This is a genomic window from Saccharopolyspora sp. NPDC000995, from assembly GCF_053599315.1.
The window spans coordinates 38,689-59,932 of sequence record NZ_JBSFLZ010000031.1; the positions used below are offsets into that span (position 1 = coordinate 38,689).

The following is a 21,244-nucleotide window of genomic DNA, read 5'->3' on the forward strand; positions in this document are numbered from 1 at the left end:
AACCCGGCAAAACTCGCATCCGCGAGGGCCTGGCCAAGACGGCGAACCTGCGCCGGGATCCGCAGGCCGCGCTGGAAGTCACCAGCTCCGACGGCTGGGCGTGGGCCACGGCCGAGGGCACGGTGACGCTCACCGGCCCGGGAACCGATCCCCGCGGCCTTCGAAGTCGAGGCGTTGGTGGAGTACTACCGAATGGCCGCCGGGGAGCGCCCGGACTGGGACGAGTACCGGTCGGTGATCGTGCCCGACCGAAGGGTGCTGATAGCACTGGCGGTCGACCGCGTGTACGGCGCCAACATCCGCTGAAGCCGCGCGGCCCGCGAGCACTGGTTGAAGCGAACGGAGCATCCGTTCGCGCCGCCTACCGAAGCGAACAGGCCGTTGGCCGCCACCCGTTTTAGAGGCAGCGCTGGATCGCTCCCGTGGGGGCCGCCAGCAGGAGCTCCAGGCTGAACGAGGTCCCGAACAAGCCTCATACCCCCGAGAAACGCTCGCCGGCATCCAACGGCGGGAACCTTGCTTCCGCAGTTTTGCCGAGAAACGCAAGGCAGCGCTGGAATCCGGGGACCGGCCGCCGTGGGCCACCGCGGCCGGGGTCAGGGCAGGGTGCACCTACACCGCTACAAAGGGGCCTGGAAATCCGACCTCAATGCGCCGTGGCCATGCGTTGGCGCATTGCGTGTTCCACCAGGGCGATCAGGGCCTGCTTGGTGGACTCGCGGTTCCGGGCGTCCACCGTGATCATCGGAACCGAGGCGGAGATGGTCAGCGCCTCGCGGATGTCCTCCTGGCTGTGGTGCAACACGCCGTCGAAGGTGTTAACCGCGATGATGTACGGCAGGCCCCGGTCGTCGAAGAAGTCGATCGAGGCGAACGCGTCCGCCAGCCGCCGGGTGTCGACCAGCACCACCGCGCCGATCGCGCCCCGCACCAGGTCGTCCCACATGAACCAGAACCGGTGCTGGCCCGGGGTGCCGAACAGGTACAGGATCAGGTCCGAAGCCAGCGAGACCCGGCCGAAGTCCATCGCGACCGTGGTTGTGACTTTGTCCGGCGTCGCGCTGAGGTCGTCGACCCCGACGCTGGCCTCGGTCATGACCGCCTCGGTCGTCAACGGCACGATCTCGGAAACCGAGCCGACGAAAGTCGTCTTCCCGACCCCGAAACCACCGGCCACCACGATCTTCGTCGAGGTCTTCTGGCCGGCCGCATTCGATCGGGGATCAGAGCCTGCGAAGCCCACTGAGCACCCTTTCCAAGAACTCCATGGACGGCCGACCACCGACGACCATGCCACTGTCGTGAATCAGAACCAGACCGGTGTCGGCCATGTCGCCGATCAGCACCCGGACGACCCCCAGCGGGAGGCGCAGGTGCGCGGCCACCTCGGCCACCGAGCGGGCCTCCCGGCACAGCTCGGAGATCGAGCGGTGCTCGGCCCTGGTCTGGGTCGCCTGCGAGCGACCGCGTTCGCTGGTGGTCACCAGCGTTTCGATAGCAAGATCATAATCGGTGCGGGTGCGCCCGCGCGTGCGGGCGTAGGGCCGCACCAGGGAACCGCCGTCGAGGTTGTCGGACTCCTGCTGGTCGACGCTGGGGATCGCCGGCATCGATCCGGAGATCGACGGCATGGACTGGGAAATCGGCGGCATCGGCTGCGAGATCGACGGCATGGACTGGGAAATAGGCGAGATCGACGGCATCGACACCGACGGCGGGCCGCTGTCGTTCGGCCGGGGACCGGCGGCGACCTCGGGCACCGAGTTGTAGCTGGAGCCGAACAAGTCCGCGCCCGGGCCGCCGAACAGCGCCCGATCGTAGCCGCCCATCGACTCCGATCCCTGGCCGGCCGAACCGTCGTTGTCGACGAAGTCGTCCTGCCAGGACTCTGCGCTCAGCCGCTTGTTGTAGAGGCGGAACAGGTCTCCGTCCCAGCTGGGCTCGGAACCGGTGCTCATGGCGAACTCCCCTCAGCACTGCCCAGCCGGACTCACCGATGCCCCAAGCCCTGCAGCTGCGCCCGCAGTTCCGGGGTGAGCTGTCGTCCGACCCGCTCCACCAGCAAGGTCATCTCGTAGGCGACCAAGCCGATGTCGGCGTTCGGCGCGGCCAGCACCGCCAGGCAGGAACCATCGCTGATGGACATCAGGAACAGGTAGCCCTGCTCCATCTCCACGACGGTCTGCGTGACCTCGCCGGCTTCGAAACAGCGCGCGGCGCCCTGGGTGAGGCTGACCAGCCCGGAGGCCACCGCGGACAGTTGCTCGGCGCGGTCCCGCGGCAAACCCTGGGACCCGGCGAGCAGCAGGCCGTCGGCGGAGACCACGACCGAGTGCGCCACGCCGGGGACGCGACGCACGAAGTCGGTGATCAGCCAGCTGAAGCTGTTGCTGCTCGTCGGTTGCTGCACGGACCCGTTCACTCCTGCTCCTCGGGACGGCTCGGATTCGAGCGGGGTGGTTCAGTGGAAACCGGTTCGGCCTTGGAATGCCTACCCCGTGTGACGCCCTGCTGGAAGTTCGCCATCCGCCCGCGGACGGCGTCTGCCGAGCGGGTGGCAGCGGGCTTGCGGCGGGGGGGCTGGGGGGCGCGCGGGGCGGCCGAGCCGGGCACCAAGTTCGTCTTGGGCACGCGCTTGGGCAGACCAGCCGCGGTAGTCTCCTGGATCTGCTGGGTCTGCAGCAGCGCCTCGGCGGCCCGCCAGCCGTCGTCGGCCGCGCCCCAGCCGGGATCCGGTGTCGTGGTGCGCGGCACCTCGTCGACGACGGGCTCTTCCGGGATGCGCGGTTGTTCGGTCAGTCGCCTCGGCTCGATCAGCACGTCGGTCGCCGGGGTGACCGGCACGACCGGGGCATCGTCCACATCGGACTCGCGGAACCACTGCGAAAGCACGGCTTCGTAGATCGGCAGTCGTTGCGTCGGCGCATCGTCCATGTCCCAGGAGGCCTCCTTCGGCTCGTCGTCGGCGAACGCCGGCGGTTGGCCTTCGGTGCCCTCAACCGGGCCTTCCCCTTGCTCCCAGGCCTCCGGCACCGGCTCCTGCCGGGTTCCGTTGTCAGCGGCGCCCTCGGAGTCCGCGGTGCCGAAGAGGCCACCGCCCGACCCGGATCCATTCAGTCCAAAGCCGTTGTTCGCGGGCTCATCCGGCCCGGCCAGGAACTCCATCGAGGCAGTCTTCTCGGCCTCGAACGGGCTGCGGAACAGGTCCGCCGATCCGACGGGGTCACCCGGTGCTCCGCACTGCCCGTCGAATTCTTCCGAGAACCGGTTCTCGGTGTTCTCCTCGCTCGGCCACTCCTCGGCGCGGACCTCGTCGTCCGCGGGCGCCCTCGACGCATCCTCCCACTCCGGGACGTCTGTGGCGCCGAACGAATCGCCGCTGGAAACGGTCACCGAGTACTGGGCCGACAGCTCGGTGTCCTCGAGTTCCGGTTCTTCCTGCTGGGGTTGCGGGGTGAACGCGGTGGCCTGCTCGATGCCGGCCCTCGACGGCAGCGGTGGGCGCTCGGTTGGCTGGTCGACACCGCGGTCGGGGCTCACGGCGGCGCGACCGCCGAACGCCGCGGCCAGGCCGAGGTGCGTGCCGGTCTCGCTGTACGCTTCGCGCCGTTCCTCGGCGAGCGCGGCGCGCGGCACGTCGGGCATCGGCCGCGGGCCGTCCGGCGTCAGCTGGAGGACGAACTCGCCGGCCAGGTGCACCGTCGCGGTGACGCCGCCTTCCAAGTTGTCGTTGTTGTGCAGCTCGACCCGGATGTCGTGGCGCCGGGCCAACTGCCCGACCACGAACAGACCCATCCGGCGGGACACGGCGACGTCGATCTCCGGTGGCCGGGTGAGCCGATCGTTGATCTCGTCGATCTCGCTGGCGTCGATGCCCACGCCGCGGTCCCGGATTTCGATGACGAGTTCCTGCCTGCGGTAGGCGGTGCGCACGGTGACCTCGGTGTCCGGGTTGGAGAAGACCGTCGCGTTCTCCAGCAGCTCGGCAACCAGGTGCACGAAGTCGTTGACGACCCGGCCCTGGATGGCCAGGTCGGGCGCGTCGACCACGGCGACCCGCGCGTACTGCTCCACTTCGGACACGGCCGCGCCGAGGACCTCGTTGAGCGGCACCGGCCGCATCATCCGGCGGGTCAGATCGGTGCCGCCGAGGATGAGCAGGTTCTCGTTGTTTCGGCGCATGCGGGTAGCCAGGTGGTCCAGCTCGAACAAGCTGCTCAGCTGGTCGGGGTCCTGCTCGTCCTGCTCCAGCCGGTCGATGAGGGCCAGCTGCCGCTGCACCAGGGTCTGGCTGCGGCGCGCCAGGTTGACGAACAGGTCGTTGACGTTGTTGCGCAGCAGCGCCTGCTCGGCAGCCAGCCGCAGCGCCTGCTGGTGCACAGCGTCGAAGGTGCGGGCCACCTGCCCGATCTCCTCGTCGGAGTGCACCGGCACCGGCTGCACCGTGATCTGGTTGGCGCTGCCCGGGTTCTCGTTGACCTTGCTGATTGCTTCCGGGAGGCTCTTCTGCGCGATTTCCAGAGCCCCGTAGCGGAGGATGCGCAGCGGGCGCAGCATCGAACGCGCGATGTAGGCTGCGACACCGAAGGCGACCACCAGCAGCAGCAACAGCAGCGCGGAGTCGCGGATCAGCGACCACCAGGCGGAGTCGGCGAGTTCCTGGGCGTCGTCGTGGAAGTCGGTGAGCACCGATTCCTCCACCGAGCGGACCAGGTCGGTGCGCTTGCCCGACTGGGTGCCCCACTCGAGGGGGTTGATGTGCACCGCTTCCTTGCGGTCTGCCGCGATCAGCGCGGTCTGCTCGATCTGCTCCGAATCGTCCACCTCGGCACCGGCGACGCGCGCCGCGAAGAGGGCGCGCTGCTCTGGGGTGGCGGCGTTCTCGAACTCCGTGAAAGCGGCTTCGTAGCGCGCGTTGGCGGCGCGGACCGCGTCGGCCTGCCCGGTGAGGAAACCGTTGAGAATCCCCGCGCTGAGCAGGATCGAGCGCTGTTGGGCGAGTTGCTCCTTGGCCCGGCCGAGCGCTTCGGCGGCCCGGGCGGTCTGGCTTACCTGCGTGTTGACCGCGGAGGTGGCGACCATCCGGTTGATCTGCAGCAGCTCTTCGAGCACCGAGTTGTAGGCGACCAGTGTCTGCGGGCCGGTGAAGCGATTGTTGATGGTGGCGCGCAGGCCGCTGAGGCTGCCGAGGCGGTGCACTGCGCGCTCGTAGGCGTCGCGGACCTCCGGCGAGAAGCTCGCGACCTGATGGTCGAAGCCCTGCAGCTGCCGCACCGCCGCGTCGACCCGCTGGCCCTGCGCGACGTAGTCGGTGCCCGCGCTGCCGCCGTTGGCTGTGGTGAAGACGATCGCGAAGTCGCGTTCGCGCTGCAGCTCGTGGGTCAGGTTCGCGGCCTGCTCGCCGAGTTCGACCTGCTCGACGATGGTTTTCAGCCTCGACTGGGTGGCGAGGCCGTCGTAGAGCCGGATTCCGCCGACGCCGAGCGCGGCCAGGGTCGGGACGAGCAGGACGGCAGCCATCTTGTACCGGAGGCGCCAGTTGCGCAGCCACCACGTCTTGGACCGACCGGCAACCGGTTCGGTGGCCGCGCCGGTTCCGGTAGCGGGGTCGTTGTTGAGCATCCCTGTTTCCTGCGCTGCGGCGGACATGTGCGACACCGCCACGGCTAGTTGCCTCTCCAGGCCGCGGCAGTGCTGATCATCGTGTTGGGAACGTGCCCGCGATCCGACGCGGCGGCGCCAGGTGCCCACGAGCGGGTCGACGATCCCACGACTCGCACCGTGCCCCCGCAGACCCTGACGCTGTCAGCCGGGCTTGCCATCACACTCCCTGGTCACAACATGCATCCCCCGAAGCAGAGGCCAAGTCACCTCGACGGGCGAGACTATACTTAACTGGGCGTCACAAGTCAGGCCCCCAAGGCCAGAGTTCACCACCCCATAGGGTGGTATGAAAACACTGGGCCATCCGTGTGACATGTGCCTAGTTACAGCTAGTTGTCGGGTTTTGTTCAACGTTCTACAGTTCAGGGGCACCCGCACCCCACCGCACCACGGAAGACGCAGAACTTCACACAAGGGTTGAGACGCCCCGGCGCGTGTGGCCGATGAGGGCCCTCCCCGATCGTGGTTCATTTCACAGTGCACCAGCGCATCTCCCGTACCGCTCGCGGGGTGCACCCGCGCCGTCATCGGCACGGCTGCGCCACCGACACCCCCCGCAGCCCACCGTTGCACGTCGCACCCAATGCAAGGAGGAACAGATGAGCCCCGTCCTCGCCCACAGCTGCCTGCCCCGCAGGAGCCTGTTCAAGCTCGCAGGTGGTGCCGTCACCGCCGGTGCGCTGCTGGGCACGAGCGGCTGCGGGCTCCTCGGTGGCTCGCAGGCGGAAAGCGGCGGCAACGGCCAGGTGGAGAAGGCGAACCTGCGCGTCGGCGCGCTGCCGATCAACGATCTGGCCCCACTGCACCTGGCCGTCCGCAACGGCTACTTCCAGCAGGAGGGCCTGACCGTCGAGATCGTCAACGCCCCGGACGGCAGCGCCGCGCTGAACAGCACCATCGGCGGCGACTTCGACATCACCTACAGCAGCTACGTGCCGTTCTTCGCCGCCCAGGCCAGCGGTGCGGCGCAGCTGAAGATCGTCGCGGACTGCGCGGCGGCCGCGCCGAACACCACGGTGATCATGACCTCGCCGAACTCCGGGGTGCGCACCCCGCAGGACCTCGCAGGCAAGACGATCGCCGTCAGTGGCCCCAACACCATCACCGAACTGCTGGTCAAAGCCACCCTGAACACCTGCGGCGTGAACTACTCCAAGGTGAAGCTCTCGCCGACCCCGTTCATCACCATGCCCGCCGCGCTGCAACAGCGCCGGGTCGACGCAGCGATCGTCACCGAGCCGTTCCTCACCCTGGCCGCCCGCGACAGCGGCGCGGTGCCGGTGGTCGACACCGACACCGGACCGCTGGAGGACCTGCCGCTGACCGGCTACGGGGCGACCGCGAAGTTCTGCGAGGAGCACCCCAAGACCATCGCGGCGTTCCAGCGGGTGATGGATCGCGCCGTCGCCGAGGCGCAGGACCGCAGCAAGATCGAGCCGCTGCTGCCGGAGTTCGCCAAGATCGACGATGAAACTGCGGCGATCATCACGCTGCTGAAGTTCAACTCCCGGGCCGACGCTACCCGGTTGCAGCGGGTGCCACGCCTGATGAAGGACTTCGGGTTCATCAAAACCGACATCGACGTCGCGAGCATGATCGCGGCCCCGCCGCAGGCCTGACGTTTCCGCATATCACGAGGCCGTGAGCCCCTCAGGTCGCCATACCTGGAGGACTCGCGGTCCCGGTCGGGCATGACCCCGGGGCGTTGGTCCAGACGACGTTCGCGTTCCCTCGAATTGTCCAGCGGAATCCGACTCTGCGTCACAGTCCTGTTCGAACACTGGTCCGCGTGGCGTGAATCACGCAGTTCATCCGTGGTACGAGTGGCAGCGAGCTAATTACACCTGGTTGTCGCGTGAGATCCGAGCTTCTACAGTTCGGGGGCACCAAACCTCGCCACCGCACTGGGAGAAAAGACGCAGCGCCGCCGAGTCCCCGCACCACCGGCCCGGAGTCGTTGCGCACCCCGCTAACCTCCCGGGTCAACACCGCGATGACGCCGTCAACGCGCAGGCACAACCCGCGACGGCCGCCATCGCCGACCCGCACTCCGCTCCCGGCGCACGGCACAACGGAAAACGCGCACCCGATGCCAGGAGGATCCACATGAGTCCCCTTCCCCGCGCCCTTCCCCGCCGAGATCTGTTGAAACTGGCCGGCGGGATGGTCACGGCAGGTGCTCTGATGGGCACCAGCGGTTGCGGACTCCTAGGTGGATCGGAGGACAAGCAGGGCGGCAACGCCCAGGTCGAGAAGGCGAACCTGCGGATCGGCGGGCTGCCCACCAGCGAACTCGCACCGCTGCACCTGGCGGTGCGAGGCGGCTACTTCCAGCGCGAGGGCCTCACCGTCGAGATCATCAACGCGCCAGACGGCGGCACCGCGCTGACCAGCACCATCGGCGGCGACTACGACATCACCTTCAGCAGCTACGTGCCCATCTTCTCCGCCCAGGCCAAAGGCGGCACCAAGCTGAAGATCGTCGCGGACTGCGCGTCGAGCACACCGAACACTTGCATGATCATGGCTTCGCCGGGCTCCAGGGTGCACAGCCCGCAGGACCTCGCGGGGAAGAAGATCGCGATCAGCGGCGCCGGCACCATCTCCGAGCTGATGGTCAAGGCCTCGATGAAGGCCAACAGCGTGGACTACAGCAAGGTCCAGTGGATGCCGCTGGGCTTCCCCAACATGCCCAACGCGCTGAAGACCGACCAGGTCGACGCGGCGTTCGTCGTCGAACCGTTCCTGACGCTGTCCGCCCGCGACGCGGGCGCCATCCCGGTGGTGGACACCGCGACCGGTCCGCTGGAGGACCTGCCGCTGGGCGGCTACGTCTCGACCGCCAAGTTCGCCGACGAGAACCCGAAGACCGTGGCCGCTTTCCAGCGGGCAATGGACAGCGCGGTGGCCGAGGCCCAGGACCGCAGCAAGATCGAGCCCCTGCTGCCGCAATTCGCCAAGATCGACAATGAGACCGCGGCGATCATCACCCTGCTGAAGATGAACTCCCGCGCCGACGCAACCCGCCTCCAGCGGATTCCACGTCTGATGCTGGAATTCGGCTACATCCACAACGACATCGACGTGGCGAGCATGATCGTTGCTCCGCCGCAGAGCTGACTCGGGAAAATGACCAGAACACTCCGGGGATTGGTTGGTCTGCTGGGCTTCCTCATCGTGTGGGAAGCCTTCGGCCGGTCAGGAATCGTCCCCCAGCAATACTTCCCACCACCGTCCACAGTGCTCGCCCAGTTCGTCGAACTGCTCGGCGACCGCTCCTTCCTGCTCGACCTGATCGCCACCGTACTGGCGTGGGCGATCGCGCTGGGCATCTCGATCGCCATCGCGGTGCCCGCAGGGCTGCTGCTCGGCAGCGTCCGCTGGATCCGGGTGGCCACCCGGGCGATCATCGAGTTCCTCCGGCCGATCCCTTCGGTGGCATTGATCCCGCTGGCGATCGTGCTGGTCGGAGCGGGTCCGGAAACCAAGATCATGCTCGCGGTGTACGCCTCGGTGTGGCCGATCCTGTTCAACACCATCTACGCGCTGGACGAGATCGACCCGGTCATGGTGGATACCGCGCGCTCCTTCGGGTTGGGCAGCGGTCGGGTGATGTTCACCGTGGCGCTGCCCAACGCGGCGCCGTTCGTACTCACCGGCATCCGGATGTCCGCTGCGGTGGCGCTGATCCTGGTGGTCAGCACCGAGTTCCTGGCCGGCGGTGCCAGCGGCCTCGGCACCTTCGTGCTCGACGCGAGCACCGGCGCGGGCCGGATGGACTTGGTGCTGGCGGGCACGCTGGTCGCCGGGATCGTCGGCTACCTCATCAATGAGGCGCTGGAACTGGTACACGAGCGCGGCTTCCGGTGGAGCGCGGTCGATCGGGAGGCGGCGTGATCAGGATGCGCGGATTCCTACAGCGCTGGGTGGTCTTCGTCATCGCGATCGTGGTGTGGGAACTGCTCACCCGCGTCGCGCAGAGCGCGTTCTTCCCGCCCCCGACGCAGATCGTCGGCACCGCGGTGGATAAGTGGTTCACCGGACCGGCTTCGTCGCTGTTGCTGACCGACGAGGCTTTCTCGGACATGCTGGCCAGCCTCGGCCGGATCGCAGTGGGCTGGCTCATCGCGGTGGTGCTCGGCGTAGCGCTCGGCGCCCTCCTCGGCCGGTCCAGCACCGCGCTGGACTACTTCGGACCGCTGATGGCGTTCATGCGCGCCATCCCGCCGCCGGTGCTGGTGCCGGTCTTCCTCGTGCTGCTGGGCATCGGCACGCAGATGCAGATCACCGTGATCGTCTTCGGCGTGATGTGGCCGATCCTGCTGAACACCGTCGACGGCGTCCGCTCCGTGGACCAGGTCAAGGTGGACACCGCCCGGTCGTTGCGCATCCCCCGCTCGCACTGGGTGTTCGGCGTGGTGCTACCCGCGGCGACGCCGAAGATCTTCGCTGGACTGCGGGTGAGCCTGTCGCTGGCGCTGGTGCTGATGGTCGTCTCCGAACTCGTCGGCTCCACCAACGGCATCGGCTACCGGCTGGTCTTCGACCAGCGGCAGTTCGACTTCCCCGCCATGTGGGCGGGCATCGTGGCGCTGGGCATCCTCGGATACGTCCTCAACACCCTGCTGCTCGTGGTGGAGCGCCGCGCGCTGAGCTGGCAACCATCGCAGGCGCACCAAGTAGTCGGAGGCTGAATTCCAATGACCGAAACCAAGACCATGCTCGAAGTCTCCGGGCTCGGACACCGCTACGGCGGCGGAGGAGGAGGTCACCAGGCCATCGCCGACCTGACGTTCCAGGTGCGCACCGGTGAACTGGCCTGCATCGTCGGCCCGTCCGGCTGCGGCAAGTCGACCATGCTGCGCGCCATCTCCGGGCTGATCAAGCCCACCGCCGGTGACGTCCGGCTGGGCGGCGCCCCCGTGAACGGCGTGCCGACCGACCTGGCCGTGGTGTTCCAGGACTACAGCCGATCGCTGTTCCCCTGGCTCTCGGTGCGGTCCAACGTCGAATTCCCGTTGCGCTCCAGGGGTTTGAGCAAGGCCGAGCGGCGCAGCCGGGCCGACGAGGTGCTGGAGTGGGTGGGTCTGGGCGTCGCCGCGAAGAAGTACCCGTGGCAGCTCTCCGGCGGCATGCAGCAGCGGGTGTCGATCGCCCGCGCGCTGGCCTGCCGGCCGTCGCTGCTGCTGATGGACGAGCCATTCGCCTCGGTGGACGCCCAGACCCGCTTCGAGCTGGAGGACCTGCTGCTTAGGGTCCGCAAGCAGTTCGACAGCACGGTCCTGCTGGTCACCCACGACATCGACGAGAGCATCTATCTGGCGGACCGGGTGTTCGTGCTGTCGAAGTCCCCGGCGTCGATCGTGGCGGATCTGGAGGTCCCGCTCGGCGACGAGCGGGACCAGATCACCACCCGCGAGTCGGAGACCTTCGTCCACCTCCGCAGCGAGGTGGCCCGCCTCCTAGACGTCCGCAGCGCCCAAGCTTCCGCGGCGTCGCCGGAGGCCGCGGCGACGGCGAGCACCGAGGAGTCCACTGTGGACGACTCGCCGAAGTCCGCCGCGAAGCATTGGTCGGAGACCGAGAAGGCCGACGCCCACCAATGAACGCTTTCCACCTGAAGGGCACCTGCTGATCCTCGCCATATTCACCACCCAGTTGCCTGCGAGAACCATCGCGTTCTCCCGGGCCAGCACGCCGGAAGCGGCCGGGTTGGTGTGATGTCCTCTCCGACCTCCGCCGCACCGGCCCTTCCCCGGTGACCGGGCGTCAACGCCCCTTACCACGCGCCCGGTCACCGGCAGCACCACCGGGTTCAGCGCTGCGCTCCCCAAGCCCGCCAACGGCTTCGGCGCCTGCAACCCGCGCGAACTGCGAGCGGATCACGTCGAGCTCCTCGGCGGAGAACACAACGAGCCTCGAACAGCCGCTACAGCACCCCACCGCACTCACGGGGCCTGGCCAGGCCTAACACCGGTCAGTACAGGTAGCGCTGGCCCGGGTCGACCTTGACGTGCAGGAGGGTCGGTCCGGCCTGGCCCGCGAACTCCTCCGCGAGGGCCGCGTCGAGCTCCACCGGGGACTGGACCAGCTTGGTCCGGCAACCCAGGCTGGCGGCCAGCGCGGCGAAGTCGATGCCGCCGAGATCCACGCCTGGCAGCTTGCTGCCGCCCGCCGCCTCGCCCAGCACCGCCACCGCGGCATACCGCGAGTTGTCCATGATCACGAAAGTGACGGGCGCCTGCTCCCGGACCGCGGTCCACACCGACTGGATCCCATACATGCTGGAACCGTCGCCGATCAGCGCGACCGTGCGCCGCGTCGGGTCCGCCATCGCCACCCCGACGGCCGCGCCGATGCCGTAGCCGAGCGCGCCGGAGAAACCGGTGAAGAACCCGCCGTCGGTGGACCGGATCGGGAAGTGCTCGTGCAGGTCGTTGCGGTGGCTGGGGGTTTCCTCCACCACAGCCGCGTCCGCGGGCAGCGCCCCGGCGATCGTGTCGAAGATGTAGGCGGCGGTCATAGGCGTGGACGCGGCCGGTTTCGGCGGCCGCTGGTAGGTCGTCGGCGCGTTCCGCTGCTGCGCCTCGACTTTCTCGTTGACTTGCCGCACAGAATGCGCCAGCGTGCCCAGCACGCCGCGTCCCTCCCGGGCCCGGCCGAGCACCTGCGGGTCGTCGTGCACCAGGAAGAGCTCGGGCAGCTCGACTTCGCTCTCGCCGCGGTACACGTGGTAGGTGAACGCTGGCGCGCCCCACACCACGACGAGGTCGTACCCGGCAAGCTCAGCGGTCAGCAACCGCTGCTCGGGCTGCAGGAATCCGGCGAACTGCGAGTGGTCCTCGGGGAACGAGCAGCGCGGCGACATCGGCGCCACGTAAACAGCCGCCTGCGCCTTCTCCGCCAGCTCGACGAGGTCCGCGACCACGCCGTCGGCGTCCACCGCCGGGCCGACGACGAACGCTGGGCGCTCGCAGCTGCGCAGCGCCTCGGTGAGGTCGGCGACGGCGGCCGGGTCCGGGGCGCAACCGGGGGTGCGCGGCCGGGCCGTCACCGACACGCCAGGCTCGTCCCAGTCGTCGGCCGGGATCGACACGAAGACCGGGCCGTAAGGCGGGGTCGTCGCCAGCTGGTAGGCGCACACGAGGGCCGCCGGGACGTCCGCTGCGCGGGCCGGCTCGTAACTCCACTTCACATACGGCTTGGGGAAGTCGGCGGCGTCGGTGGCACCGAGGAACGGCTCGTCGAACATCAGGGTGCGGGTCTGCTGCCCGGCCGTCACGATCATCGGCGTCCGGTTGCGGTACGCGGTGAAGATCGCGCCGAGCGCGTGCCCCACGCCGCCGGCGGAGTGCAGGTTGACCAGCACCGGCTCCCGGCGGGACTGCGCGTAACCGTCGGCCATCGCGACGACCACGGACTCCTGCAGGCCGAGCACGTAGTGGAAATCGTCGGGCCACCCGGTCAGGAACGGCACCTCGGTCGTACCCGGGTTGCCGAACACCGTGGTCAGCCCAAGTTCCCGCATCAGGCCCCGGGTGATGTCACGGACCGTGTGGCCCTCGCTGCGCATCGAAGCCCTCCCTCATCGTGCGAGCACCCCCGTTCACCTGCGGGGTTGCCCAGACACGACATCACATCGAGGGCAGTGGAACCAGATCACGTTGGTCACTGAGCGGAAGGCGCGGTGCACACCGTTCGCGCCGGATCGGGATAGATCGCGGTCCGGCTCGTCCCGGACGGGCAAACCGCCGCGCCGCCGGTGTTCGATGTCACCCCGGTGACCCGCTCGTTCGCGCCCGGTTCGTCGCAGCGCACCTTGGTCTCGATACCGGCCACCGGGACGCGCAGGCAGTCGCCGACCGCCACGTCCGGCACCAGGCACAACCGCACCCCGCTGGTGCGCCGGGTGTCCCGGCTCGTCGTCGCGTACTCCGGCGGGCACGCCGCCGAGCCCGCGGTGACCACGCCGATCAGGAAGTCCGACTCGGCGCTGCCGCAGTCGACGCCCCGCCAGCTGGGCTCCGCGGTGTTGGCGTCGGTGATGGCCACGCAATCCCCGGCCTCGGGTTGATCGGCGCTGAAGGTGACGTACGCGACGATGGCGATGGCGATCCCGATGCCCAGCGCAACGATGTAGACGACACTGCCGATCACCTTCCCCGCCTGGCTGCGCGGCGGATGGCTCATGGGTCCCTCCGGAAACGATCTAGGTCGCGCAAACCTAGTCGAGACGACGAGCCAGCCATGGCCGGTCAGCGGAAATGGCCCGATTTAGCGCAAGCCGGGGTCGTGAGTGCAACCGGGCGCGGGGCCCGCGCGCGCACTCACGACCGCTCAGGCGCCCTGGGCGTCGCCGAAGCAGACGGTGCGGTTCGCGAAGACGTAGTAGCCCTCACCCTGCGCACAGGCGGTCTTCGGGTCGGTGCTGTTGGCGACCTCGGTCACCTGGTCCTCCGCCGTGCTGCAGTCGATCTTCAGCGGCAGGACGTCGACGGAGTCGTTGAACGCCGTGAGGCAGTCGCCCGCCTTGACGTCCAAGACGATGCAGTAGGTCTTGCTGCCGGTGACGTTGCTGTAGTTGTCCCCGCACACCGAGTGGTCGGTGCCGCGCTGGACGTCGACGATCTCGTAGTCCGAGTCCGCGGAACCGCAGGTCGCGGCGTTCATGTCGCCGCCCTTCTCGCTGAGCAGGTCGATGCAGTTGCCGACCGCGAACTGGCTGCTGGAGCTGGTGCTCGTGCTGCCGGTGCCGGTCGGACTGCTGCTGGTCGTGCTGCCGGCGTTGTGGCTGGTGTTGCTGCCGCCGTTGCTGTTCACGACCACCAGGATGATCGTCACCACAATGCCGATGACCACCACCGCACCGGCGCCGGCCAGGGCGACGATGAGCCCGGTGCGGCTCTTCTTCGGCGGCATCGGGGGCTGGTTACCCGCGACGTGGCGCCAGAAGTCGTCCGAGCCGTTGTGCGGCGGGTACTGACCCGACGGGTACGACCCCGAGGGGTGCTGGCCCGACTGCGCACCGTACGGTCCGGACTGCGCACCGTAGGGATCCTGCGGTGGATAACTCACTGCTCCTCCGTTTTTTGTGCTCGCAACGAGCAATTTAGCCGAGACACCCCCACCAACAGTGCCCGAACAGGTGATCGCGGCAGTGGTGGAGCACGCCGCGGAAGCACGCGATCACCGTTGGCAGCACGCCCGCGCCGCCGCGCCGGTTGCCCGGTACTTTCCAAATTTCTTCCCAGAAACGCGGCCGAGACTCGGCGACGTGCGATCGAAACGACGCAGGACACGGGCGGGCGACGCGCAGTGGTGGCTCCTGGCCCTGCTGGCGCTCAACGCGATGTGGGTAGTCGACCTCTTCGTGCTCGGCGGCGAGGCGGACGTGCTAACCGGTCCGCAGGGCTTGGTGCTGGCGCTGGGCCGGCTGACCGGCCTCGGCGGTGCGTTGGTGCTGGTGCTGCAGCTGGTGCTCATCGCACGGGTGCCCTGGCTGGAACGACGGCTGGGTATGGACCGGCTAACGAGCTGGCACCGGTGGACGGGCTGCTGGGTCCTCTGGCTGGTGCTCGCGCACGTCGTGCTGATCACGGTCGGGTACGCCGAGCAGGACAACAGCCCGGTGATCCCGGAGTTCGCATCGCTGGTGCTCGAAACCCGGGACGTGCTGCTGGCCGCGGCGGGCACGCTCCTGCTCGTCGTGGTCGGCGCCACCTCCGCGCGGGCCGCTCGACGGCGGATGCGGTACGAGACCTGGCACCTCCTGCACCTCGGCGCCTACCTGGCCGTCGTGCTCGGATTCCTGCACCAGGTGACGATCGGCAACGACTTCGCCGAAAACCCGATCGGCCGGGCCTACTGGTGGACCCTCTACGGCGCGGCCCTCGGCGCGGTGTTGCTATTCCGGTTCCTGCTGCCGATCTGGCGGATGGTGCGGCACGGCACCCGAGTGCTGGCGGTGGTCCCGGAAGGCCCGGACGTGGTGTCGGTCCACATTGGCGGTCGTCGGCTGGACCGGCTGCCCGCACGGGCCGGCCAGTTCTTCCTGTGGCGGTTCGTCGCCAAAGGCCTTTGGACGCAAGCCCATCCATACTCGCTGTCGGCCATGCCGAACGGGAAGACGCTGCGCATCACGGTGAAAGCGCTCGGCGACGGCAGCGCCGCGCTGAGGAACCTGCGCGTGGGAACGCGGGTGCTGGCCGAGGGCCCCTACGGCGCGTTCACCGCCGAGCGGTGCACCCGTCGCGGTGTCCTGCTGATCGGCGGCGGGGTCGGGGTAACGCCGATCCGCGCGCTGCTGGAGGAATTCTCCCGCACCCGCCACGACATCGTGGTCCTCTACCGCATCCGAGACCGGCAGGACGCGGTGCTGGTCCCGGAATTGCAGTGGCTGGCGCAGCTGGTCGGGGCACAGCTGCACATCGTGATCGGTCCCGCGACCGCAGTCGGCCGCCATGGGCCGATCATGGGCCCGGAGCACATCGCCGCCCTGGTGCCCGGGGTCCGGGACCGCGACGTCTTCCTCTGCGGTCCGCCCGGCATGACCGACGCGGTCCTCGGCGCCCTGCGCGTCCTCGAAGTACCGCGGGACCGATGCCACACCGAACGATTCGCCTTCGCGGCCTGAGGAGTGATGACATGCGGCGTCTCGTCGTGATCCTGGCCCTCGCGATCGCGGGTTCGCTCCCGCTGCTGCGCTACCAGCCCGACAGCGGCGCGGCGATGCGCCCGGCGCCGGCCCCGCAGCCCGGCGCACCCTCGAGACCACCCCTGCCAGTGACCACTCCCCCTGGACCGGGGAAGTCCGTCGACGGCTCGCTGGTGCAGACCGAGTACGGGCCCTACCAGGTGCGTGTGGTGTTCACCGGCACCGAGATCACCGACGTCCAGCTGATCGCCGAGCCTGCCGACCGGCGCAGCAGGCGGATCGCCGGCAGTGCCGCTCCGACGCTGCGGCAGGAGGCGCTGCAGGCGCAGAGCGCGAAGCTCGACACGGTGTCCGGTGCCACCACCACCAGCGAGGCCTACGCCGAGTCCCTGCAGGCCGCGATCGACTCTCAGGGCGGGTAGCCGTGGCGAGCGGAACGGGTTCCCGCATCCGGCGCGTGGAGCACATCATGGGCCTGCCGATCTCGATGGACATGCGGTCGGCCCCGCCACCGGCGCTCGACGCCGCGTCGCGGGCCTTCGACTGGCTGCGGGAAGTGGACCGCCGGTTCAGCCCCTTCCGGGAGGGCAGCGAGGTCCGGCGGTTCTGCTGTGACCGGACGCTGCCAGAGCACGCGAGCCCGGAACTCCTCGAGATCATCGATCTCTGCCTGCGCTACGAGCGGGACAGCGGCGGGGCGTTCCGCGCCTGGCTGCCAGGGTGTCCCTTCGACCCCTGCGGCGTGGTCAAGGGATGGGCGGTGCAACGGGCCGGACTGCTGCTGAGTGCGGCGGGGGCCGACCGGTTCTGCCTCAACGCCGGAGGGGACGTCCTCGCCGTCGGCGAGCCCGAGCCCGGCCGCGCTTGGCGGGTCGGCATCCGCCATCCCGAGCTCGCGCACCAGGTGTGCGCGGTGTTCGACGTGCGCGACTGTGCGGTCGCCACCTCCGGCAGCTACGAGCGCGGCGCCCACGTCGTCGACGGCCGCACCGGCCGCCCGGCGCGCGAGCTGGTGAGTCTGACCGTGCTGGCCCCCGACCTCACCACGGCCGACGCCGCCTCGACCGCCGCGTTCGCGATGGGCTTCGAGGGCATCGCGTGGGCCGCGGCCCAGCCCGGCTGCCTGGTGTTCGCCGTCGACGCCGAGCGCCGGGTACACCGGTCTCCCCTGCTCGACGAGCCGGTGGTGACCCCGGAGCTGCTAGCGACCTGCCGGGGCGCTACCGCTGCGCCGCGGTCGCAGCGGGAAGAATGGCCTTATGGACCCGGCCGCTGACACACCACCGCGGCTGCTGCTGGTCGAGGACGACCCGGAGCTCGCCGAGATGCTGGCCTCGCTGCTGGGCGAGGAGGGCTACTCCGTCGACGGTGCAGCCGACGGTCAGCACGGGCTGCACCTCGGGCTCACCCGCGGCTACGACGTGATAGTGCTCGATCGAGGGCTGCCCGCCCTCGAGGGCCTCGACCTGCTCACCCGCTTGCGGACGCGAGGTGTGGCCACGCCCGCGTTGGTGCTGTCCGCGCTGGGCAACCCGGCGGACCGGGTTGCCGGGCTGGACGCGGGGGCGGAGGACTACCTGCCGAAGCCCTTCGACGTCGATGAGCTGCTCGCGCGCCTGCGGGCCCTGCGGCGCAGGCACCTCGACACCGCCCGATCCTTGCCCCTGCCGGACGGCCGCCTCGACCTCGACAACCGGACGGTCACCGGTTCAGCGCGCCAACCGGTGCGGTTGTCGGAGCGGGAGTGCGCGCTGCTCGCCCTGCTGGCGGCCCGGCCGCGACAGGTGTTCGGCCGCGACGACCTGCTGCGGCTGGTCTTCGACGGGGCCGGGAGCCCGGTCGTCGTGGACACCTACGTGCACTACCTGCGGCGCAAGCTCGGCAAGCGCATCGTGGACACGGTGCGCGGCCGCGGATACCAGCTGGGGCGATCCGGGTGACGGCCGGGCAGGCGCGGTCTCCGGACGCCGCGATGCTCCGCCGGGCCCAGCTGCGCCTCGGCCTGCAAACGGCCGTGGCGGTCGCTGCCGCCATGTTGTTGCTCGCTGCGGTCACGCTGCTCGTCGTGGTGCACAACCAGCACCGGGCGCAGGACGAGTTGCTGCGCACCGCCACCGCTCGCATCGACGACGTGAGCGACCCGCCGGCCGGCGTGTGGCTGGTGGTGCGCTCGGGTGACCGGGAGCAGGGGTCCCCAGGGATGCCGCGGGGGTTGCCCGATGAAGAAGCGCTGCGGCAAACCTCCCAGGACCGCACCACCCGCTCGGCGGACGTCGTGGTGGAGGGGCGCGAGTTCTACGTCCGCACCGAGCCGCACGGGGCGGACGTCGTGCAAGCGGTGCTTAGCTTGCGCGACGCGCACGCCGAACGCATCCGCATCATCCAGGCGCTGGCCATCGCCGGAGGCGCGGGCCTGGTGCTCGCGGGCCTGGCCGGAGCGTGGCTGGGGCGGCGCGCGGTGGCACCGCTCGCGGAAGCCCTAGCGCTGCAACGGCGTTTCGTCGCCGATGCCAGCCACGAGCTGCGCACCCCGTTGACGCTGTTGAGCACCCGGGCCCAGTTGGTCCGCCGCAGGCTCGGCCGAGACCCCGCCCCGGACCGCATCCGGTCCGATGTGGACGGTCTGGTCGCGGATGCCGACCGGCTCGCGACGATCCTCGAGGACCTGCTGCTGGCGGCCGACCCGCGCGGCGAGATGCCCCTGCGCCCAGTGGCGCTCACCGAGCTCGCCGAGCAGGCGGTGTCCGCCGCCCGCCCGGCAGCCGAGCGGCAGGGCGTTTCGGTGCGGCTCGAAGCGCCCGGCCCGATCGAGGTCATCGGCTTCGACGCGGGCCTGCTGCGCGCGCTGAATGCGCTACTGGACAATGCGGTCCGGCACGCGCGAGCGGACGTGCGGGTGGTGCTCAGCACCGATGCGCGCTCTACGCTGGTCCAGGTGGTCGACGACGGACCCGGCATCGACCCGGCGATCTTGCCGACGTTGTTCAAGCGGTTCTCCTCGGCACCCGGGGGCACCGACCGCGGGACCCGGCGCTACGGCCTCGGGCTGGCACTGGTCAGCGAGATCGCGGCACGGCACGGCGGGTCCGTCTCGGCCCAGCGCCCGGATGCCGGGGGAACCGCGCTGCGGTTGGTCCTGCCGACCCGCTGAGCCCGCACCGCAACCGGCGAAGCAGCACCCCGCCACCAACGCCCGAACGGGCAGTAGCAGCGACGGTGGAATACTGGGTGCGGAGTCCGACAGGTACCCCGGCACCGCCGATCACCTGCGAAGAAGCCGTCCGACCCGAGGGAGCTGCGCACCCGTGACCGACGGACCCCTGATCGTCCATACGATCAAGCTGGATACGCATACCAACCCTTGTCTAGAGACCAGACCGGTCGGGGCTTGGACCACACACTGCTGCGCAGAGCTGGATCCCACCAGAGTGCCCCGCCGATAGGATCACGAGTATGACGACGGCACATGCGCAGGAAGACCCTGCTGAGGTGGTCGAAGACGTCTTCGACGGCCTGGCAACAGGTGTCGAAGTCGAGGGGGACGGCGGGGCTGACGTGACGATCGTCAGGCCATGGGATCCCGCGCTGATCCGGGTAACCACCAACCAGTTCTCGATTCGCAACATTCTGGACATGATCGACGAGGGCTCGTTGGAATTGGCCCCCGACTTCCAGCGCGGCCAGGTGTGGAAGATCGAGCAGAAGTCGCGTCTGGTCGAATCGGTGCTGCTACAGATCCCACTACCCGCGTTCTATTTCGCTGAGGACAGCGATGGCGCGTTCCGAGTCGTCGACGGCATGCAGCGGCTGTCGACCCTGCATGCCTTTGTACGGGGAAACGGGGAGAGCTTCCGCCTCAAAGGGCTGGAGTACCTCCGCGAGAACGACAAGCGCTTCACAGATCTCCCCGTGCAATGGCAGCGTCGTATCTACAACACCCAGCTCGTGGTGAATGTCATCGACCCGACGACACCGCCGGACGTCATGTACGACATCTTCAAGCGCATCAACACCGGAGGCACCCCGCTCAATGCGCAGGAAATCCGGCACTGCATGAGCCGGGCTCGGAGCCGCGACGTCCTCAAGACCATGACGTCCATGGGCGAATTCAACACGGCGACGAATGGCATGGGCGGCCATATCCGTATGAATGACCGTGAGATGGCGCTCCGCTTCGCTGCTTTCTGGCTGCTCGGCATGGATGCGTACACGGAAAGACCAGCGATGGATCTATTCCTGGAGCGTGCGACGGAGTTGCTGGACAGCCCGAAGGCGCTACCCGATGCGCACCTGAACGACCTGTATGAGGCATTCCGTGCGGCCATGTCCAACGCTCATTTGGTGTTTGGGGAATACACCTTCCGAAAATGGCCGGAAGGCGTAACGGGACGTAACCCGATCAACCGGGCGCTCTTCGAGACCTGGTCGATCGCGCTTGCCACTTATGATCCGGCGGACCTGGAACACCGACGGGCAGCCATCGTGACGGCTGCCCGGGACAGAATGACCCGTGATATCGACTATCTCGACGCCATCACCTCGTCCACCAGTGACCGACGCCGTGTCGAGTACCGTTTCCAGGCAGCAGCCCAGGATGCGAAGGCAGGCGCGTGATTACCGCACTGCGCATCCGCAACTTCAAGTGCTTCTTGGACGCCGAGTTCGATCTGCGCCCGCTGACCATGCTGACCGGGCTCAACGGCTCGGGCAAGAGCACCGTTGTCCAAGCTTTGCTGCTAGCCCGTCAGGCAACCCAGTCGCCCAGCAGCCTAATTCAGCTCAACGGTCCGTACGAGTTGGCTCTAGTACGGCAGCAGCCATTCGCTAGCTTACCTGGGTGATCTTGGTGTCGCGGGCGAGTCTGGTGCGTTTGTGGTGCCATCGTGATCGTGCTTGGTGCTTGCGGCGCCAGTTCACCCAGTGGGT

Annotated in this window: 19 protein-coding genes and 1 pseudogene; 13 read left to right on the top strand and 7 right to left on the bottom strand. The window is 68.8% G+C overall.

Annotated features, from left to right (window positions below):
- Positions 1-23: 23 nt before the first annotated feature.
- Positions 24-306 (top strand): annotated as a pseudogene (locus tag ACWDKQ_RS13500) (PPOX class F420-dependent oxidoreductase); the annotation flags it as partial.
- A 340-nt stretch (positions 307-646) separates the two neighbouring features.
- Here ACWDKQ_RS13500 and ACWDKQ_RS13505 read toward each other — a convergent pair.
- Genes ACWDKQ_RS13505 through ACWDKQ_RS13520 form a run of 4 tightly spaced genes read right to left on the bottom strand, consistent with a single transcriptional unit; the run spans position 647 to position 5,649 of the window.
- Positions 647-1,243: a GTP-binding protein gene (locus ACWDKQ_RS13505; protein ID WP_450139043.1), complete on the bottom strand. Its 597-nt coding sequence runs from the start codon at positions 1,241-1,243 to the stop codon at positions 647-649.
- On the bottom strand, positions 1,224-1,958 hold the full coding sequence (locus ACWDKQ_RS13510; RefSeq protein WP_450139044.1) for a DUF742 domain-containing protein: 735 nt from the start codon (positions 1,956-1,958) through the stop codon (positions 1,224-1,226). Before ACWDKQ_RS13510 ends, ACWDKQ_RS13505 begins: the two co-directional genes overlap by 20 nt.
- 32 nt (positions 1,959-1,990) lie before the next feature.
- Positions 1,991-2,422, bottom strand: coding sequence for a roadblock/LC7 domain-containing protein (locus tag ACWDKQ_RS13515; protein ID WP_450139045.1), 432 nt, complete (start codon positions 2,420-2,422; stop codon positions 1,991-1,993).
- A complete protein-coding gene (locus ACWDKQ_RS13520; RefSeq protein WP_450139046.1) occupies positions 2,419-5,649 on the bottom strand; it encodes a nitrate- and nitrite sensing domain-containing protein in 3,231 nt (1,076 codons plus the stop codon). Before ACWDKQ_RS13520 ends, ACWDKQ_RS13515 begins: the two co-directional genes overlap by 4 nt.
- 614 nt (positions 5,650-6,263) lie before the next feature.
- On the opposite strand from ACWDKQ_RS13520, the gene ACWDKQ_RS13525 reads away from it, so the two are divergent.
- From ACWDKQ_RS13525 to ACWDKQ_RS13545, 5 genes are all read left to right on the top strand, one after another.
- Positions 6,264-7,283, top strand: coding sequence for an ABC transporter substrate-binding protein (locus ACWDKQ_RS13525; protein ID WP_450139047.1), 1,020 nt, complete (start codon positions 6,264-6,266; stop codon positions 7,281-7,283).
- Between the two features lie 487 nt (positions 7,284-7,770).
- Entirely contained in the window at positions 7,771-8,784 is a 1,014-nt protein-coding gene (locus ACWDKQ_RS13530; RefSeq protein WP_450139048.1) for an ABC transporter substrate-binding protein, read from the top strand.
- A 9-nt stretch (positions 8,785-8,793) separates the two neighbouring features.
- The gene (locus ACWDKQ_RS13535) at positions 8,794-9,561 is read left to right on the top strand and encodes an ABC transporter permease (RefSeq protein ID WP_450139049.1); all 768 of its coding nucleotides are present in this window, start codon (positions 8,794-8,796) and stop codon (positions 9,559-9,561) included.
- A gap of 5 nt (positions 9,562-9,566) precedes the next feature.
- On the top strand, positions 9,567-10,358 hold the full coding sequence (locus ACWDKQ_RS13540; RefSeq protein ID WP_450139064.1) for an ABC transporter permease: 792 nt from the start codon (positions 9,567-9,569) through the stop codon (positions 10,356-10,358).
- A gap of 6 nt (positions 10,359-10,364) precedes the next feature.
- Positions 10,365-11,270 (top strand): ABC transporter ATP-binding protein, encoded by a 906-nt coding sequence (locus ACWDKQ_RS13545; RefSeq protein WP_450139050.1) that lies wholly within the window; start codon positions 10,365-10,367, stop codon positions 11,268-11,270.
- A gap of 371 nt (positions 11,271-11,641) precedes the next feature.
- Here ACWDKQ_RS13545 and mdlC read toward each other — a convergent pair whose 3' ends face one another.
- The 3 genes from mdlC to ACWDKQ_RS13560 form a co-directional block, all read right to left on the bottom strand.
- Positions 11,642-13,237, bottom strand: a complete 1,596-nt coding sequence (mdlC, locus tag ACWDKQ_RS13550; RefSeq protein WP_450139051.1) for a benzoylformate decarboxylase — start codon at positions 13,235-13,237, stop codon at positions 11,642-11,644.
- A gap of 95 nt (positions 13,238-13,332) precedes the next feature.
- Positions 13,333-13,854: an LppU/SCO3897 family protein gene (locus ACWDKQ_RS13555; RefSeq protein ID WP_450139052.1), complete on the bottom strand. Its 522-nt coding sequence runs from the start codon at positions 13,852-13,854 to the stop codon at positions 13,333-13,335.
- Positions 13,855-14,001: 147 nt separating this feature from the next.
- Positions 14,002-14,739 (bottom strand): hypothetical protein, encoded by a 738-nt coding sequence (locus ACWDKQ_RS13560; protein ID WP_450139053.1) that lies wholly within the window; start codon positions 14,737-14,739, stop codon positions 14,002-14,004.
- Positions 14,740-14,938: 199 nt separating this feature from the next.
- On the opposite strand from ACWDKQ_RS13560, the gene ACWDKQ_RS13565 reads away from it, so the two are divergent.
- The 7 genes from ACWDKQ_RS13565 to ACWDKQ_RS13595 all read left to right on the top strand — a co-directional run bounded on the left by ACWDKQ_RS13565 (position 14,939) and on the right by ACWDKQ_RS13595 (position 21,159).
- The gene (locus ACWDKQ_RS13565; RefSeq protein ID WP_450139054.1) at positions 14,939-16,297 is read left to right on the top strand and encodes a ferredoxin reductase family protein; all 1,359 of its coding nucleotides are present in this window, start codon (positions 14,939-14,941) and stop codon (positions 16,295-16,297) included.
- 11 nt (positions 16,298-16,308) lie between these two features.
- Positions 16,309-16,740: an FMN-binding protein gene (locus tag ACWDKQ_RS13570; protein ID WP_450139055.1), complete on the top strand. Its 432-nt coding sequence runs from the start codon at positions 16,309-16,311 to the stop codon at positions 16,738-16,740.
- 2 nt (positions 16,741-16,742) lie between these two features.
- Positions 16,743-17,594: an FAD:protein FMN transferase gene (locus ACWDKQ_RS13575; RefSeq protein ID WP_450139056.1), complete on the top strand. Its 852-nt coding sequence runs from the start codon at positions 16,743-16,745 to the stop codon at positions 17,592-17,594.
- Positions 17,578-18,258, top strand: coding sequence for a response regulator transcription factor (locus ACWDKQ_RS13580; protein ID WP_450139057.1), 681 nt, complete (start codon positions 17,578-17,580; stop codon positions 18,256-18,258). Before ACWDKQ_RS13575 ends, ACWDKQ_RS13580 begins: the two co-directional genes overlap by 17 nt.
- Entirely contained in the window at positions 18,255-19,469 is a 1,215-nt protein-coding gene (locus tag ACWDKQ_RS13585; protein ID WP_450139058.1) for a sensor histidine kinase, read from the top strand. The genes ACWDKQ_RS13580 and ACWDKQ_RS13585 overlap by 4 nt, the downstream gene beginning before the upstream one ends.
- Positions 19,470-19,771: 302 nt before the next feature.
- Positions 19,772-20,932 (top strand): DUF262 domain-containing protein, encoded by a 1,161-nt coding sequence (locus tag ACWDKQ_RS13590; protein WP_450139059.1) that lies wholly within the window; start codon positions 19,772-19,774, stop codon positions 20,930-20,932.
- Positions 20,929-21,159, top strand: a complete 231-nt coding sequence (locus ACWDKQ_RS13595; protein WP_450139060.1) for an AAA family ATPase — start codon at positions 20,929-20,931, stop codon at positions 21,157-21,159. The genes ACWDKQ_RS13590 and ACWDKQ_RS13595 overlap by 4 nt, the downstream gene beginning before the upstream one ends.
- Positions 21,160-21,244: the final 85 nt, after the last annotated feature.

Bases quoted from the DNA above. Each gene is read 5' to 3' on its own strand.
- ACWDKQ_RS13510 (WP_450139044.1), bottom strand. From the start codon at position 1,958: ATGAGCACCGGTTCCGAGCCCAGCTGGGACGGAGACCTGTTCCGCCTC.
- ACWDKQ_RS13520 (WP_450139046.1), bottom strand. From the start codon at position 5,649: ATGTCCGCCGCAGCGCAGGAAACAGGGATGCTCAACAACGACCCCGCT.
- ACWDKQ_RS13525 (WP_450139047.1), top strand. From the start codon at position 6,264: ATGAGCCCCGTCCTCGCCCACAGCTGCCTGCCCCGCAGGAGCCTGTTC.
- ACWDKQ_RS13530 (WP_450139048.1), top strand. From the start codon at position 7,771: ATGAGTCCCCTTCCCCGCGCCCTTCCCCGCCGAGATCTGTTGAAACTG.
- ACWDKQ_RS13535 (WP_450139049.1), top strand. From the start codon at position 8,794: ATGACCAGAACACTCCGGGGATTGGTTGGTCTGCTGGGCTTCCTCATC.
- ACWDKQ_RS13540 (WP_450139064.1), top strand. From the start codon at position 9,567: ATGCGCGGATTCCTACAGCGCTGGGTGGTCTTCGTCATCGCGATCGTG.
- ACWDKQ_RS13545 (WP_450139050.1), top strand. From the start codon at position 10,365: ATGACCGAAACCAAGACCATGCTCGAAGTCTCCGGGCTCGGACACCGC.
- mdlC (WP_450139051.1), bottom strand. From the start codon at position 13,237: ATGCGCAGCGAGGGCCACACGGTCCGTGACATCACCCGGGGCCTGATG.
- ACWDKQ_RS13555 (WP_450139052.1), bottom strand. From the start codon at position 13,854: ATGAGCCATCCGCCGCGCAGCCAGGCGGGGAAGGTGATCGGCAGTGTC.
- ACWDKQ_RS13570 (WP_450139055.1), top strand. From the start codon at position 16,309: ATGCGGCGTCTCGTCGTGATCCTGGCCCTCGCGATCGCGGGTTCGCTC.
- ACWDKQ_RS13580 (WP_450139057.1), top strand. From the start codon at position 17,578: ATGGACCCGGCCGCTGACACACCACCGCGGCTGCTGCTGGTCGAGGAC.
- ACWDKQ_RS13590 (WP_450139059.1), top strand. From the start codon at position 19,772: ATGACGACGGCACATGCGCAGGAAGACCCTGCTGAGGTGGTCGAAGAC.